This window comes from Leptothoe sp. LEGE 181152 (assembly GCF_032906605.1).
Taxonomy (GTDB): domain Bacteria; phylum Cyanobacteriota; class Cyanobacteriia; order Phormidesmidales; family Phormidesmidaceae; genus Leptothoe; species Leptothoe turfae.
On sequence record NZ_JASATU010000027.1, the window covers coordinates 1 to 16136 of the forward strand.

The window sequence follows — 16136 nt, forward strand, 5'->3', positions numbered from 1 at the left end:
CAACATTGTGAATAGTGGTCTCCTACAAGGTCGTGGTGATGGCCCTGATGTCTTTGCCAATGGTGGTCGGGTGGCCTCTAATGGCTCCAGCGGCCTGCGGTTCTTCAATGGCTCAGGTGAAGCTGAAGCGACAGTCACTGGCTCTGTTGTGAACCGTGGCACCATTACGTCTGAAGTGAATGTGGGCTTTTTAGGCGGTCTGGTGGTTGAAGATGGTGTCGCCTTTGATGGCCAGATCAACAACAGTGGTTCGATTTCTGGTCCTCGCAATGGTCTCTATATTGGCGATGCTGACCACGATCTCTCCATTGTTAACTCTGGACAAATTGAATCCGGTAGTAGAGCTGTCAACCTGGATGGCGACAACGTTACTCTGGTGAACCAAGGTAGCATTTTGGGGACTGGCACCCAGCGCAATGGCACGGTCTATCTTGATGGTACTGCTGACAATATCAGCATCAATAACCAGCTTGGTACCATTGATGCAGGTGTCGCTGGTAGTGGTATCTCGGTACAGGTGGGTGCAGCCAGTGGTCTAGGTGACGGCATTGATGACCTGGAATTATCAGCCGATATTTCTAACAGTGGTCTCATTCAGGGTAGAGGCGACAGCAGCGTTCCTGCAGGTATTCGCTTATTTGTTGGTTCGGGGCTGACTGAAGCAACCTTTAGCGGCGATATTACCAACGAACTAAATGGCGTTATCGCATCGGAAGAACAAGCAGGCATCTTAATTGAATCGGGGGTTATTTTTGATGGGCAAATTACAAACTTTGGCACCATCAGTGGTGGTAATGGATTGGCGATTGATGCTGATGGTGCCCTGGGGAGTGTAGATATTCTCAACGCAGGCACCCTCAACGGGGAAGTCCGTCTAGGTGTAGGTGATGACCGTTTTGTTCAGATATCTACAGGCGATGTTGTTGTCTCTGGTGGTCTCGGTAATGATGAAATTACTGGTGGCACTGGTAATGACAGCCTCAATGGTGGTAGTGATGATGACCTGCTAACGGGGGGACTGGGTAGCGACACCTTCAGATTTGAGAGCAATTCGGGCAATGATGTTGTTACCGACTTTTCGGTGACGGATGACATTCTAGATGTAGAAGCCATTTTTGATGGCTTCCATGACGTGTTAGGCGCTGCTAGCCAAGTGGGTAATGACACCTTGCTTGATTTAGGCAACGATAACTCTGTACTGCTAGCGGGTGTGGATGTAAATTCGCTGACTAGCAACAACTTCACGTTTGCATAAATGCATGTGTGAACAAGACTGAAAGCACGGGTGAATAAGACTGAAACAATCAGTCATCTTTGCTGTTAAGTCTTGACCTGAATCAGCGGTCGTAGAGGTCTGCGATCGCTGTTTTTGTGTTAAAAACAATCGTGATTTGCACCTCAGAAAGTAGCTAGCCACGCTATTGTGAAAGCATGAGTACGTTTGATTTACCTACCTTCGCTGATAAAAATCTTTGGCAGCTAGCCATCACCCACAAGTCCTACGCTAAAGAAAATGACTGCGAGGACAATGAACGGCTAGAATTTTTGGGTGACGCTATCCTCACGTTTCTCAGTGGCGAGTACCTTTACCAGCGTTACCCTGACCGACCCGAAGGCGAACTGACCCCGCTACGTGCTGCCTTAGTGGACGAAAACCAGCTTAGTTACTTTGCCAGCCAGCTGCAATTGCAAAAGTACCTGTGCCTGAGTCGCGGCGCTGAAAATAGCGATAGTCGCAATAGCAAGCGAGTGCTATGCAGCACCTTTGAAGCTCTGATTGGAGCCTACTTTCTGGATAGCGGCCAAAACATTGAAACCATACGGTCCTATGTAGTCCCTATGTTTGACAGTGTTGCTGATACCGTCAGTGAGACTGCGATTCATGTTAACTACAAGAGCCGTTTTCAAATCTGGTCATTGGAGCAGCTTGGTGAAGTTCCTACCTACCAGATTATTGCCGCCAGTGGGCCAGACCATGCCAAACAATTCACCGCTGAAGTGCGTGTGAAAGGATTACTGTATGGCCGAGGCAAGGGAAAACGCAAACAAGATGCGGAAAAGAAAGCCGCCCAGGCAGCACTGAAGAATGTGGGAGTGGAATAGGGAGTTTTAGGCTTCAGAACTAGACAACGCTACATCATCGCGTTCACCTGTGCGGATACGGTACGCGGCCTCAATGGGCAGCACAAAGATCTTGCCATCGCCGATGTCGCCTGTGCGGGCAGCTTCAGTGATGGTGTCTATCACTAAGTCTACTTGGTCATCGGCAACGGCAATTTCTAACCGGATTTTAGGAAGAAAATCGACTTTGTAGGTTTGGCCACGATATTTTTGGGTCTGCCCCTTCTGACGACCAAAACCACGGGCATTAGCAACAGTCATACCCACAATTCCTGAATTGACAAGGGCCTCTTTGACCTTATCTAGCTGGGAGGACCGAATAACTGCAATAACTTGTTTCATAAACTCCTGGCGCTGATGACTTTAAACCTGCTTATCCTGCTTGTGTATCTACAGGGTGCTCTGCTATCAAGGACAGATAACGGTGTTATTTGATACAAAAAGTGTGTTTAATAACGCTATCAGGTATCATTACAGGTCTCATATTTTCGTTACAACCTTTGACAGGTTTTTATTGACTGAGCCAGGTGATCGCTTCACGAATCCAGGCTTCAGTGTCAGCGTTTTTACTGAGGGTTTTACTTTGCCCTACGGCTTGCAACGCTTTAGTAATTTCACTATTAGAGTAGCCTAGAGCCAGTAGCGTCATTTCTACATCCTCTTGGACGACGGACACTGGACCTCCTGTAGGAGCGGTAATGAGCCCAGCCTGCTGCCGCCACTCGGCTAACTTAGTTTTCAGTTCTAAAATTATGCGCTCAGCCGTTTTCTTGCCGACACCGGGGGTTTGGGACAAAATGCGGGCATTCCCAGCCACAACGGCTTGAACTAAGTCATTTAAGCTCAGGGTATCGAGCAAGGCCATGCCCATTTGGGGGCCAATGCCACTAACGCTGATGGCCAAACGAAAAACATCTCGCTCGGCCCGCGAGCCAAAACCAAATAGTACTGGCTGGTCATCTCGATTTTGTAAGTGGGCAAAAATCTGCACCGGGTCGCCCATGGGGGGGAGATTACCCATCACTCGAGCCGTGACCTGTAATTCATAGCCAATGCCATTGACATCCACGGTAATAATCACACGACCATTGGTCAGCCGTTGGATATCGGCCAAGTTCCCTTTGAGATAGCCAATCATGGGGGGTTAGAACTTACGGGGCGGGCGCTGCTGGGGACGCGGTGGCTGCTGGGGGGGGCGCGTCGGTGGCTGCTGCTGGGGGGAGCGCGGCGGTGGCGGCTGTTGAGGGGGTTGGATATAGGATTGCTGAGTAGAAGACGGTCGCTGGGTGACCGGACGACGACTCAAGGGATTAGGGGGAGAAACATCGCTCGCTGCTGGCATTGATGGTGGTGCTGTCTGTCGAGCTCGCTGCTGCCGTTCGTAGAGCTGCTGCCGACCGTTACTGATCACGCCAAGCATCTCACTAAATTGGGTTTCCATGCGCTGTAATACCTGATCGGCATAGGTATCAGCATCTGTCTGGATAGCATGGCATTCAGCGATCGCATTTTGGCGCAGATCTTCACATTCTTGCTTTGTTTGGGTTTGCAGTTGCTCTATTTCGAGCATGGTTTGCGATCGCAACGCCGCACATTCCTGCTCCACCTGTAATCGCAACTGCTGGGCCTGCTGTTCAGCCTGTCGCAAAATTGACGTTTCATTCAGAATCGTGGCCGCCTGCTTTTCAGCAGTCGTCACAATACTCTGAGCGTATCGCTCAGCCTCGCTGAGGATGTCATCACGCTGCTCTACTAATTGCTGAGCTTCCTGAAACGCGCTGGGCAGATTTAACCGCACAGCATCTAGCTGATCGAGCAGATCATCTTCATTGATCATGGTGCGCCCCATGACTGGGAGGCGAGGGCTATCCAGTACAGACTCCTCAATTTGATTGAGGGCATCTTGAATATCAAACCCTGCTATAGGCGCAGGCCCGGCCTTGCCAATCTGCTGCTGAGCCAGGACATCATCAACCTGGGCAGCTTGGCCATTTAACCTAGGATCATTCACCAGCCTGGGGTCATTCACCAGCCTGGGGTCGTTTAGGGGAGGTTCTTGCCGTACCATTTCTGAATATCGTGGGCAACATGATCAGGAACAAGATGACCGATAGCTCCGCCAAACCTTGCAATCTCTTTTACTAGACTACTGCTTAAAAAGCCGTATTCAGTAGACGTCGCTAAAAAGACAGTTTCAAGATCATCTGCAAGGGTCTTATTAGTATGAGCCATTTGCAGTTCTTTCTCAAAGTCTGATAGTACACGCAAACCCCGAATCAAGACTTTAGCATTACGTTTGTGGGCGTAATTTACCGTCAGACCATCAAAACTATCAATTTCTACATTAGTGAGATGCGCTGTTGCCTGCCGAATCTGACCCAGCCTTTCCTCGATAGAAAACATCGGGTTTTTCATCGGATTACGTGACACTACCACAATCACATGATCATATAGACCACTGCTACGGGTAATGATATCGAGATGACCCAAGGTAACTGGATCAAAGCTACCGGGATAAACTGCAATCACAAGCAGGTAGATAATTAGGATATATGTACATAGGGTCACGGTCTTGTACCTACCCCAAAAATGGGGGCAAGATCGTGACCCTGACCAAACATGGGCAATGAAATTTGGCCCGACTGATTATATCGATTTATAGGAAACTCTGACTGATTGCAATGCATATTGAAGGGCACCCACGAGGGCAGCCCCTACGGCACGATACGTTTTTTATAAACCTTGTCACAGCGGGTTGTTTCCACACCCGTTTCCGGCAGATATCCTGAACTGTCGTACATACGAACAGCCTCTTTGAGAACCGTGGCTGTTTCTAGCCAGATTTCTTTGAAACCACGGGCTGCAATGGTCGCTTCTAGCTGACCTAGTAAAAATCGCCCTAATCCCTGACCACGGGCCATCGGCAGCAAATACATTTTACGAATCTCTACCGCCTGCTCACCCCGCTCAATCGGCAGGTAAGCTGCGGTACCGACCACTTCCCCCGCCTGCTCTACTACCCAAAATTCACCATGCTGGTAGTGTGTTTCCACCTGCACCACATCGATATCCGCGCCCTCCGGTTCCCACTGAAGACCGTAGTCAGTTAAAACTTGGCCAACCAGGTCAGTTGCGGCTGCTCGGTCAGCCGGTTGCCAGTCGCGGATGAGAAAGGATTTGAAGGTGGTGTGCATAGGGATGGGAGGGATAGTTATAGGGGCATGGGCATAGTTTCTATTTCCCTATCAACTATGAACCCTAGGGGCTGGATGCAGCGTTGCCAAAATCTCGCTCTCGGCGACCGCTAATTCTTCTAATCGGGGTGTGACCACATCAGAGCCAAATTCATTGGTGGCTAGTACCCAGTAAGCACCGTAGTGTCGGGCTTCGGATGCCATCAGGCTGCGGTAGAACTTGGCCAGGTCTGGATCGGGGCAATGTTCTCCCAACAGACCCAGGCGTTCATGGCTGCGGGCTTCGATTAAGGCTGAAACCAGTAACAGGTCCAGCTTGCGTTCAGGATCATTGGGGCGCACATGCTTGCGCAGCTTAGAACCGTAAGGGCCTGCTGCTAGAGGCCGTAGGGACACACCTCGACGCTCTAGCCACTGGTTGACCTGTTTGAAATGGCTGAGCTCCTCCTGGGCAATATCCGTTAGCGCCGCCACCAATGCCCCATCGCCGGGGTACAAAAACATCAGCTTGATGGCAATTCCGGCAGCTTTACGCTCGCAGTGGGAATGGTCCAGCATCACCTCATCTAAATTGGCTAAAGCTTGCTCAATCCATGCCTGGGACGTGGGGCTTTTGAGGAATTTAATGGTGGTTGGACGGCTGGGGGGAGTGGGCACAAGAGTATGGGAAAAAGCTGAGTATATTGTAGATAAAAGGGGGAGTGAAGAGTCGATGACTCAATCTGCCTGATTTAGCAGCAATAGTACAGCTGGTTGCTCCTCAAACTCAAAGGCTATGGCTTGGGCTGCGATCGCAATTACCTGGCCATTTTTATGGGTAATACCAAAATCAAGGGGCATCGGCTGATTTCGGTGGGTATAACACTGACGCAGTGCGTCACAGACTCGGGCTAGATCTTCATAGGCAATCAAGCTAGTGATAGACGGTAGGTGGATGAGAGCATCTGGCCTTTGCCCTAACAGATTGGCCGCTTGCTGATTAATTTGAACAATCTTTTTGTTTTGTACTAACATGGCCCCCACAACCTCAGTGGTTAAAAGCTGATGGCAAAAGTCTTTAAAGTGACTCAGGCGACCATTGAGCTTACGATTGATGCTGTGTAATTTGGCATTTTCTAACACTAAAGCAATCTGATCGGTCATGGCTCCGATCAGATTTGGAATCGGTGGTTGGAAATGCCTGGGCTCAGAATGGGTTAGGGTCATAATCCCTAAAATGCGATTGCCACTAACTACCGGTGCACACATCGCTGAACATACTTTGTAAGGCTGATCGGGCAAGCTAATCCAACGACTATCTAGACGGGTATCGGCAATCGTCTCCAATTTACGATGTTCCACAACCCAACCGGCCAAGCCTTTCTCCAAAACTTGCCCCACCAGATTATGGCGTTCCTTTTCTGTGGTGCCCGAGCGAGTCAGAATACATTCTGTCACCACCTTGGCGTCATCCAACAAGAAAATACTGCCACTACTGGCCTCAGAAATCACCACCGCAATATCCAGCGTTTGTTTCAGGGTGGCTTTTAGCCGCATTTTACCAGTGGCCGTCCGTGATAGCGCCAGCTGATCCTGAATCCACCGCAGTTGTTTCTGATAGGCAGCATTTTCCTGCTGTAGCTGGGCTACTTTATCCCTTAGCGCAGTGACATCTGCCGTTAGCTTGCCACCCGAGGCCTGCTGCTGCGTCATTTGCTGAGTTGCAAACTGCAATACCGAGACTAGCCCACGTAGCAGTTGTAAATCGTCCTCTGGCAAGGACTTTACATCAGTCAGCTGAGTAATATTTGTGTAGAGCACACCCAGCTCATCCGTTAGCGCTTCTTTGAGCAAAATTTGATTATCCATCAGTTAACCATGGCTCATCATCAAGGCCCGTATCTAAAGGCTACAGCGGCTTTTTCCAATCACTGTCGATAATTTAGAATTACTCCTGATGCAGTCATCTGATGACTGCATCAGCTGATTCTTTCAGCCTTCCCAGCTATTAATAGGACTAAACTGGTGCTATGGTCATCAACCCAATCATGCATCGTTTTTTTCTGAAGCTGCTGCGACAGCGACAACGACTGCGGCTACGGCGCAAACTCGTCTGGTTCACACTGCTATTTTTAGTATGGCTGCTGTGTAGCGGTGAAGCCATGGCCACCCCCCTGGCTGAGCGAGTCTCGGCGTTTCCCCATTGGTCCACCAAACCACCTGTACAGCCATCAGCAGAGGACCTGGTCTACCCAGCTTGGATGGACGGTTCATGGCGGATGACCTCAACGCTTTTGACCATGGCAGCACCAGTCGCCCCAGAGGTGATTACACCAGGATTTGAAGGGAATCGTCAGTTTTTGGATATGCCCATTGAAGCGGATATTCACTTTCAAAAGACACGGGTTGCCCAGGGTAAATTTCTCAATCGGCCATTAAAAACGACAGAAGGTGTGGTGTCAGATCGTGCTTTTAATGGCATGAGTCTGGCCAAAGCATATTTAGGAGATGATTGGGTTAAAGCTGTTAACGTTGATCCTGAAGATCCCAATCGTCAAATTACCTTCTTAAAGGACAATCAGCAGCTGGTGTCTACAGTGACCGGACGAGCAGTAGAACAGCCTGACAACCATACGTTTATCACCACTGAAGTCTTTCAACAGTTTTTTCGGGGTGGCCGACCAACGGTCTACTTAAACGAAGTGGAAAACACAACGGCCTATCATTACCAAGAAGATCATATTGTGGCCGACCAGATGACGGCCATATATTTATCACCCCAAGATCCGGATTACTTTAAGGCAATGGATCGCCCCGTTGCTCTTTATCGCTATGGTTTAGAGCTTTATCCAGTGACTAACAATCGTTAAGCAACAACAGCATCAACAATTCTTTGTTCTCTGTTGGTAATTGCCTATAAAAACTCTTCGTGACGTTGCCAGTGGCTGCGCAACATGGCATAAACTTCATGATCAATAAAGCGATTATATAGCCACTCTGCTTCGCAGGCAGTGCCTTCATGGGTAAAGCCCAATCTCTCAGGAATGGCTCGACTGCGTCTGTTACCAGTGGCACAACAAATCACAATGCGATTGAGATAGAGGGTGGCAAATGAGTAGTCAACCATATACTGGCAGGACCGGGTCATTATCCCTTTGCCTTGATGAGAAGATGCTAGCCAGTAGCCCATATGGCCAATGCGGTTGTCCCAATCAATGTGATTGTAACCAATGATGCCTGCGATACAATTGTTGTAACAGATGGCTGCAACAACTCCTTCCGTATCGCCAAACTGTTCTATCGCATTGCGAATAAAGTTTCTGGTATCAGCTGATGTCGTTGTTCTATCTAGCCATGGCAACCACCGACGCAGATAGTCGCGGTTTGCATCGGTGAGTGCAAAAAGCTCATTAGCATCGGTTAGCTGGAGCGATCGCAACTGTAGCCGGTCATCAATCCAGTGGGAAAACATACAATAGACACAGCACCCTTCGCCACTATATTACTCCTCAACTATCGCTATGCCATATGTCAATATTCAGATTACAGCTGGGGCAACGCGAGCTCAGAAAGAAGCGCTAGTCAAGGATGTGACTGATTCTTTAGTACGTGTGCTAGGGAAAAAGCCCGAGCACATTCACATCGTCATCCAGGAAATTAAAGAAGAAGACTGGGGCTATTCTGGCTTACTAACTGACACCTGGAAACAGCAACAGCAGCAGTGAGGTCCCTAGTAATTTAGGGCGTGGGAAATGGGGAGTGCCCAGCAGTCTCTAATACTGCACCTTCAATGTCACTTGCACATCCACAGCCTGCGCCCCATCTTCTACGGCCAGGCTGCTGGCAGTAGACCAACTACCGCTGGCATAGCCATCACCTTTAGGAACAGCATCAACTCCCGGTGCTTGGGTGATGGCATCGTTCACCTGGATATCGACTACATCTTCAAGGCTAAAGCCCAGCTGGTCGAGGGCTACTTTAGCTTGGGCTTGGGCATCGGTAATTGCTTTTTCTAGGGCTTGATCGCGGGCGGCTAGGAGGTCTTTTTCGGTGGCTAGATAGCGAATGTTTTGAATACGGTCTATGTTGAGTGCGATCGCATTATCCAACACCCCAATTTCGTCGGCAGGTACCTGAAATTCTATGTTTCTATAGGCCTCATACTCATCTTTTTGCGGTTTGCCATCACGACCATATTTGAAGTCAAGATGAACATTAGATGTCTTAATATTGTCGACTTTGCGGGCTTTCAAGGTTTTTGCGATCGCAGACGTGCGCTTTGCTAGCTGCGTGTAGGTCGCTTTTGCACTATCGCCTTTATCAGATATTCCTAAGGTGATTTCTGCTAGGGTAGTCGGTGCTGTGTGATGGCCATGACCGGTTACGGTTATGATGCGTGGTGGTGTAGAGGCCCCTTGAGCCAACGCGGGTAAACCGCCTACGGTCATCAGAATGAGCGCAGTCAGTAACCATGGCAGCAGTCGCTGCCCGATTTTTGCTAGTCGTTGCATACGATTTTCAGAATTTACTTGTCTAGTGATCCCCGGTGAGATGGGATTTTTCCGCAAGGTGATCTTAAATTGCAACACTATCCAGTTGTTACCATTTACCCAATGAGATTGTTGATAGCCTTACACTCAATATTCATAACAATAAAATCATCAATCCTAAAAACAAAATTATCAGAGGTTTTATTTTCCAATTAAGGAGCTCAGTTCAATTCTTTTAAAATATATACAAGCTGTTTAACCTCTAGAAGTTACTCTCAAAACTCCCAATCTTGGAGGGCTTCGGAGCTAGTCTTCCCAAAAAATGGGGACGGAAGGGGTCTTGACATCTGTAACTAATTAGAATCACCTACGTACAAAGTAAGCGAAGAATAATGCAATCTATACTTTCTGAGTATGCGAGGATCTTCTATCTTGTCTACGAGCCCTACACTATCGACTTAACACCAAGTGTCTTACCCCCTGAGCGTAGATAACCAGGTCACTTCCCCCTCTCCCCGAGAATGCAGAACATTGGCACAATGGTTCATGGCGTAACAATCAACGAATATGACCGGTTTAGAACTGCTGGCGGAACCAGTCGCGGACGGCATTGCCAGCTTTGCATTTAATCTTTTGCCGAAAGTCGGCAGTCAGGCTGTTGCTGAAATACGCAACCTATTCTTTAATGCATCAAGGAAATATGTTCATACCTACAGGCAGCGTCACTGCCAGCTAAAAGTGTTAGGAATGCGCGAACCCGTAGACCTTGCAAAGGTTTACACAGGCGTAAAATTTCTTGATGAAGATGATGTTCTAGGGTTTGAATCTCCTCAGGCATTAGAACAACAGTATCGAAAAACTCGATTTCGTAGCTCCATTGGCCGACGTAACAGTAATGAAAAACGTTCGGGTATTGATGTGGCTAACGAAAAGCAATATCTGATGGTTTTAGGTGCACCCGGAGCAGGCAAATCAACATTCCTGCGTAAGTTAGGTCTGGAAGCATTACGAACATTTCATCACGGACACGTCGCATATCACCATCGAAAGATTCCTGTGTTACTGGAACTGAAACGCTTTGAGACCGATAACATTGACATTGAAATGCTGATCTCCGAGGAGTTTCGTCACTGTGGTTTTCCTGCCCCTAATGAATTTGTTCAACAGGCCCTAAGACAGGGGAAATTGCTGATTTTATTGGACGGTCTGGATGAGGTGCCCACTGCAAATCTCGATAATGTTATCTGCACTATCCAGAATTTTGTTGATCGCTATGATCAAAACCGATTTATAGGGTCGTGCCGAACCGCAGCCTACCACGGTGGTTTTACTCGGTTTAGTGATGTGGGTATGGCCGATTTTGACAATGAACAAATCGAGCAATTTATTAAAAATTGGTTTAGTAGTGCACAAGATGCAGAACGTGGCACCAGCCAAAGATGCTGGGAGACATTACAAGAAGAGAAAAATAGAGCTGCCAAAGAGTTAGCCCACACTCCCCTACTGTTAACCTTTCTATGCCTTGTCTACGACCGCTCACAGCGATTTCCTGCTAATCGTAGCAGCCTGTATCAACGGGCATTACGTATCCTTTTAGAGGAATGGGCCGCAGAAAAGCGGATCAATCGCGATGAAATCTATGAAGGTCTGAGTATTGAGCTGGAAGAAGGACTGTTATCTGAAATTGCCTTTGCTGGCTTTGAGTCCAATCGTTTATTTTTCTCGCGGCGAGAGCTAACAGCTCAAATTAAAGACTTTTTGGCTAGCAATCTAAATGTACCCAAAATTCTAGATGGGGAAGCTGTCTTACAAGCCATTGAGGTGCAGCAAGGTATTTTAGTAGAGCGTGCTGAAGATGCTTATTCGTTCTCTCATCTGACTTTGCAAGAATATCTCACGGCTCAATGTTTGGCAGATAATCACCACTGGGATAGTGTGATTGCGGCCCATGCCACCGATAGACGCTGGCGTGAAGTGTTGTTGTTAACGCCAGGGTTATTGACCGGTAAACAAGGGGCAAACCATTTGTTAGAAGCTCTCGAACACAAGGCGAACCAATGCCTTAACTCTATCAAGCTGCAACGTCTGGGGCAGTGGGCAGCTGCATCAACCAATAACTCCCTGGGTAGCTTTCGTCCTGTGGCTAAACGAGTAGCCGCTATTTACCTGGCTCTGGCCCTGAATCGCGAACTCAATCGTGACCTGGCTCGCACCCATATCCTTGAGCGGGCTCGCGCCTTAGCCTTGGTCCTTGATCCAGACCATGCTCGCATAATTGAGATGAATCTGGCACGGACGCTAACCCTTAACCATGCCCTTACCCGTGTTCATAAGTCTGATCTAGATATTACCCGTGCGATCTCACGGGGTATTACCCTCGCTAAACGCTTTGCTCGCCTTAATATCTTCACCTCTGTCAATTGCTTAGACCTACTTAAAGGGTTGCAAACACTTAAATCCAGCATTCCTACCCAAGAAACGTCTGAGTATCAAAAACAGATATTTCAAGCCAGAGTTCTCAAGCTATGGTTTAGTAGCCTAGGTATTTCTCCCGATGATTGGCATTTATCACCGACGGATGCCCAAGCACTGGCTGATTACTTTTACATCTGTGAGCTGATGGTACGGTGCAAGCAAATGGCTGTCAGAGTATCGCCTCAAATTTGGGCAGGCATCGAATCACGACTCGTGACTGCCTCCACCGAGCATAGAGCATTAGGAGAGCCCAACTGGTTAAACATGCATACAGTACAGCCATCGTTAGCAAAGCACGCATGAACTACAATCGTTGAGCTCACAGAGTTCTGTTAGATTTGGCTATCAGGGAAAGGTTCCTGCCCTTAGCATTAGCTTGTTCTGCATCGTTAGTTAAATCGTTCCCTGCGATTAGACATCCCAGCGTTATTCCTTATCAATCTGTCGATTAGCATCAACCTTTACCCAGTCAGAAAGCCAGGTAAAAATGCCAAATTATTTCGAATAGTATTGTGCTCTCTCAGCCTCTTACTAGGTTTTTGCCAAACAAAGTAATTAAGAAATTAACTGCGGCAAAAACTTTATTGTTCATAAGATTCATGAGAGAGATTTAATTTAATCCTGAAACTTATCTCATGAAAAGGGTTTTGGGCCTTAAAAACAGGTTTTTTATCATGTAACTAGCTTAAACTTTAAATCATGATGTCCATATGTTAAGACATAAATAAGATGACTCTTAGAATATTGCTTGCTTTCTAGCAAACTGACAAGCTAATAAAAGATAGATGATTCTCAATGTATAAGCTAGATTATGTCATTGAATATACGGCGAGAGAATGATATTTATCGAGAAATGGCAGCAATCGGTGCATTTACTGTGCAAAATCTAAATCTCTTTGTTCTAACAATCAGAATAACTGTGGCCTCTCGAAAGTTGTTGCAGTAATTTAATTTATTAGAACTCACGTATATCCCACCTGTAACTTGAACAATCATTATTGAGGTTATTTACCGTATATGGACAATATTAAAGAATCTATTCAAAGTGCTCTAAATATCGACGGCACTATCGGAGCCGCTATTGGAGATTGGAGTACAGGTTTTTCACTGGGACAAGCTAGTCGGAATGAACAAACTTTCTCTTCTGTTAAGTTAGAACAAGCCGTTGCTCTTAACGCCGAAGTGATTAAGGCTAAAAATAGAGCTCGTGAAGGGCTAGGGATTACATCACCCATTGAAGACATCCTAATTACTCTTGCAAACCAATATCATTTGCTGCGTATATGCGATTTAGCTGAAGGTGTCTTCTTTTACCTCGTGCTGGATCGAGAGAAGGCTAATTTAGGTCTAGCTCGGATTAAACTACGCCAGATTGAAAAGAATTTACGGATGTAGTTTAGTTGCGCCAGCAACTTTATAAAACCTTAGATCTACGCTGAGAGGATAGGTGCTAAACATTTTAGAAAAGCAATATATCACAGCGTAGATCATAATTAGCACATTAAATTTTCTTCAGCATGTATGAGTTCAAGCGCGTTCAAGCTGCAGGAGCTGACATCAACAATGAACTACTGAAGATATGGATTGCCCGGTACCTACCAGAGTTCGATAAGATTTCTCATCACGTTAGAAATCATGTTGAGCAGCGTCTGCGGTCATCAATCACCGATGAAGCACGCCAAGCTACCTCTTTTAATATTAATCATCATTTAGAATCGGACTGTGCTCTAGCAGCTGTAGACACACAACAACTTCTATCAAAAAAACTTTCGCCTTCTCCTGATAGTTGGGAATTACAGGAACTCAGCATTAAAATTAAGCAAATTTATGCAGTATTAATTGATTCCTACGAAAAATCTTTTATCTTTTCACCTATTGTTGACTATATACATGTGATTGACTCAGAGGAGAGGCGGTTAGAGGCCGTAGACCTAGTCATTCCCCACTTTGCAAGCTTGATGCTGACGGTGGGTCCTCTATTACGCGAACTCAAAGCTGTCTATTTTTCATCTGTCAATCATCATCTAGTTGGGTTTATGACAACCCAACTACATCTGACCCGAAAACGAATTTTAAGTCATCTCACTCCCTATGATTGCACTTGGTTGGTTCCCTATCTACATGTCTTAGACGAGTTGATGTGTATGCCATGGCAACGCATCTGTTCAATCGTTCCATCCACATCCAATATGACGCAGTCACTCGCTGTAGCAAGAAAAATGATGCCGCAGATAAGCTCAATCTCGGCATATACCTATCAGCAGGCGCTACAAACTTTCCCTAAACACATTAGTAGTCAAGGCAGAATTCAATCTGCGGCTGTTCAAGCCTCTAGCCTACGTGATCTAAATATGTTTCAGGCCTACATTTGGCTATGTGTTTTGGAGGATAGTTCATCGGTGATCGAGAAACAACTCTTGCCGCTATGCCTACAGGTGTTCTCATTAACTGATGTTCAATGGAAGCTGGTTAACTTTGGGGTACAAACAATTATCAAAACAATCCTAGAACAGCTCCTACCTCATGAACGGGCAATATTTAAGAAACAGGCAGGCATTATTGAGTCTTTATTTCTAAATGCTCAACCCCAAGAAGAGCAAGTGGCTTTACTTCAGCTACAGACATCTGATGCTGTAGACGCTGCCAACTTGACTGGGACGTCTAATTAATCCAGGCCCAATTCTCGCTTTAACACTTCGATGGATTTCTCACCGATATAGTTTTCACAGCAGAACACTTTTGGTGGGCGGATGATGTCTTCTCGAGCTGCTTGCAAGGCTTCTTTAATGGCTGGGAAGCTGGCTTTGTCTAGGGCAGCGATGGTTTGGGCACTGCGCACAACCGCCGAGAGTTTTTGTTCATCTTCGGTTTGTGCTGTCATTACCAGAATCTCATCGCCACGCAAACTGTAGGAGAGTACCTCAGCGGCTCGGAGAATCCCTGAACTGAGACTGACTAGTCCCAGACAAGTGTCTTTCGGGAGATCCTTCAGCTGGCCTAGCTCTTCGGCATAGTCGTAAATATCGATGGGGATCACCCGCACAGACTTCGGTGCTGCGATCGCTTCTGCTTCATTAATGAAGTAGCGGCTGGTCACAACGGTCCCGGAACGTGTTTGGGACAGCACATCCTCCAGTTCTTCCAGGGGCACTAGCTGTACGGGAATTCGTAGTGCCTGCTCCAGTTCGCGCACCATGAGCTCACCTGCACCAATATCCTGACGGGGTGTGGTGACCAACACTCGGGCACTACAGCGTAGCCGCCAGTCAATTTCTCCCAAGAATAGCTCGCGGGCCTGATGCAAAGAGCAACCCTGACGCAGTAATTCATCCAAACTGCTTTCTACCAGTTCCTGGGCCTTCGGGAACTGGGCCAGTAGCGGTGACCGGGGCTTGTCAATTTCTACGCTGCCCTGGGTGCGCACATAGATACCAGAGCCGGGCTGGGCTTCAACGACTCCGGCTTCCTCCAGCTGGCGATATACCTTACTGATGGTATTGCGGTGTAGCCCTGTCTGCATGGCCAACTGACGAGTACTGGGCAACCGATATCCAGGTGGATATTGGCGGGATGCGATCGCAAACCAAATCTGATCGTAGAGCTGGGTAGAAGCTGGAATTTCGCTATCAGTCTGAATGTGAAATTGCACCATAGATCGCGCTCAGTTGCCGTCTAGTAAGAAAATTTATGCGGTTTGGTACCTAGAAATAGCTCCAACCACAACCAGGCTACCCAACATTACATAGAGGTTACTCGCGAAACCGGGTTTTGAGATGTGACAATTGTCATTTAACTGTCATAGGAAACAAAAGTTCACAGTCGAGGCGCTGCTTAATAAATGATCTTTGGTCTGACTTGTGGTTAGGAACCCGAATAT

General features: G+C 47.2%; 17 protein-coding genes. 7 read left to right on the forward strand and 10 right to left on the reverse strand.

Features of this window, described 5'->3' with window-relative positions:
* Window positions 1-1255 (forward strand): calcium-binding protein (locus tag QGP82_RS15285; RefSeq protein WP_499060068.1); only part of this gene is annotated, 1255 nt, incomplete at its 5' end.
* Between the two features lie 176 nt (window positions 1256-1431).
* Window positions 1432-2103 carry a ribonuclease III gene (gene rnc, locus QGP82_RS15290; RefSeq protein WP_163666236.1) on the forward strand — a complete coding sequence of 224 codons (672 nt, stop codon included), beginning with the start codon at window positions 1432-1434 and terminating at the stop codon, window positions 2101-2103.
* 6 nt (window positions 2104-2109) lie between these two features.
* Here the strand turns inward: rnc and QGP82_RS15295 are convergent, their stop codons facing one another.
* From QGP82_RS15295 to QGP82_RS15325, 7 genes are all read right to left on the reverse strand, one after another.
* Entirely contained in the window at window positions 2110-2463 is a 354-nt protein-coding gene (locus tag QGP82_RS15295) for a P-II family nitrogen regulator (RefSeq protein WP_163666238.1), read from the reverse strand.
* 169 nt (window positions 2464-2632) lie between these two features.
* A complete protein-coding gene (ruvA, locus tag QGP82_RS15300; protein ID WP_163666240.1) occupies window positions 2633-3259 on the reverse strand; it encodes a Holliday junction branch migration protein RuvA in 627 nt (208 codons plus the stop codon).
* A gap of 6 nt (window positions 3260-3265) precedes the next feature.
* Window positions 3266-4189 (reverse strand): F0F1 ATP synthase subunit B, encoded by a 924-nt coding sequence (locus QGP82_RS15305; protein WP_250565938.1) that lies wholly within the window; start codon window positions 4187-4189, stop codon window positions 3266-3268.
* Window positions 4165-4689: a pantetheine-phosphate adenylyltransferase gene (gene coaD / locus QGP82_RS15310; protein ID WP_499060072.1), complete on the reverse strand. Its 525-nt coding sequence runs from the start codon at window positions 4687-4689 to the stop codon at window positions 4165-4167. The genes QGP82_RS15305 and coaD overlap by 25 nt, the downstream gene beginning before the upstream one ends.
* Window positions 4690-4835: 146 nt before the next feature.
* A complete protein-coding gene (locus QGP82_RS15315; protein ID WP_499060074.1) occupies window positions 4836-5315 on the reverse strand; it encodes a GNAT family N-acetyltransferase in 480 nt (159 codons plus the stop codon).
* Between the two features lie 51 nt (window positions 5316-5366).
* Window positions 5367-5972: a tRNA isopentenyl-2-thiomethyl-A-37 hydroxylase MiaE gene (locus tag QGP82_RS15320; RefSeq protein ID WP_163666330.1), complete on the reverse strand. Its 606-nt coding sequence runs from the start codon at window positions 5970-5972 to the stop codon at window positions 5367-5369.
* Between the two features lie 60 nt (window positions 5973-6032).
* Window positions 6033-7163, reverse strand: a complete 1131-nt coding sequence (locus QGP82_RS15325) for a GAF domain-containing protein (protein WP_163666328.1) — start codon at window positions 7161-7163, stop codon at window positions 6033-6035.
* Between the two features lie 161 nt (window positions 7164-7324).
* Here QGP82_RS15325 and QGP82_RS15330 point away from each other — a divergent pair, with 161 nt between their 5' ends.
* Complete coding sequence (locus tag QGP82_RS15330; RefSeq protein WP_163666326.1) at window positions 7325-8164, forward strand: DUF6816 family protein; 840 nt, start codon at window positions 7325-7327, stop codon at window positions 8162-8164.
* 44 nt (window positions 8165-8208) lie between these two features.
* On the opposite strand, the gene QGP82_RS15335 is transcribed toward QGP82_RS15330, so the two are convergent.
* Window positions 8209-8766 carry a GNAT family N-acetyltransferase gene (locus QGP82_RS15335; RefSeq protein WP_163666324.1) on the reverse strand — a complete coding sequence of 186 codons (558 nt, stop codon included), beginning with the start codon at window positions 8764-8766 and terminating at the stop codon, window positions 8209-8211.
* A gap of 49 nt (window positions 8767-8815) precedes the next feature.
* Between QGP82_RS15335 and QGP82_RS15340 the strand changes: the two genes are divergently transcribed.
* Window positions 8816-9019 carry a tautomerase family protein gene (locus tag QGP82_RS15340; RefSeq protein WP_163666322.1) on the forward strand — a complete coding sequence of 68 codons (204 nt, stop codon included), beginning with the start codon at window positions 8816-8818 and terminating at the stop codon, window positions 9017-9019.
* A gap of 48 nt (window positions 9020-9067) precedes the next feature.
* On the opposite strand, the gene QGP82_RS15345 is transcribed toward QGP82_RS15340, so the two are convergent.
* Entirely contained in the window at window positions 9068-9805 is a 738-nt protein-coding gene (locus QGP82_RS15345) for an SIMPL domain-containing protein (RefSeq protein WP_163666320.1), read from the reverse strand.
* A gap of 546 nt (window positions 9806-10351) precedes the next feature.
* Here QGP82_RS15345 and QGP82_RS15350 point away from each other — a divergent pair.
* The 3 genes from QGP82_RS15350 to QGP82_RS15360 all read left to right on the forward strand — a co-directional run bounded on the left by QGP82_RS15350 (window position 10352) and on the right by QGP82_RS15360 (window position 14928).
* Entirely contained in the window at window positions 10352-12562 is a 2211-nt protein-coding gene (locus tag QGP82_RS15350; RefSeq protein WP_163666318.1) for an NACHT domain-containing protein, read from the forward strand.
* A gap of 714 nt (window positions 12563-13276) precedes the next feature.
* Window positions 13277-13654 (forward strand): hypothetical protein, encoded by a 378-nt coding sequence (locus QGP82_RS15355; protein ID WP_163666316.1) that lies wholly within the window; start codon window positions 13277-13279, stop codon window positions 13652-13654.
* Between the two features lie 122 nt (window positions 13655-13776).
* Entirely contained in the window at window positions 13777-14928 is a 1152-nt protein-coding gene (locus QGP82_RS15360; protein ID WP_163666314.1) for a bilin-binding protein, read from the forward strand.
* Here QGP82_RS15360 and QGP82_RS15365 read toward each other — a convergent pair.
* On the reverse strand, window positions 14925-15911 hold the full coding sequence (locus QGP82_RS15365; protein WP_023075400.1) for a GntR family transcriptional regulator: 987 nt from the start codon (window positions 15909-15911) through the stop codon (window positions 14925-14927). The two genes, QGP82_RS15360 and QGP82_RS15365, sit on opposite strands and share 4 nt — an antisense overlap.
* Between the last annotated feature and the right edge of the window lie 225 nt (window positions 15912-16136).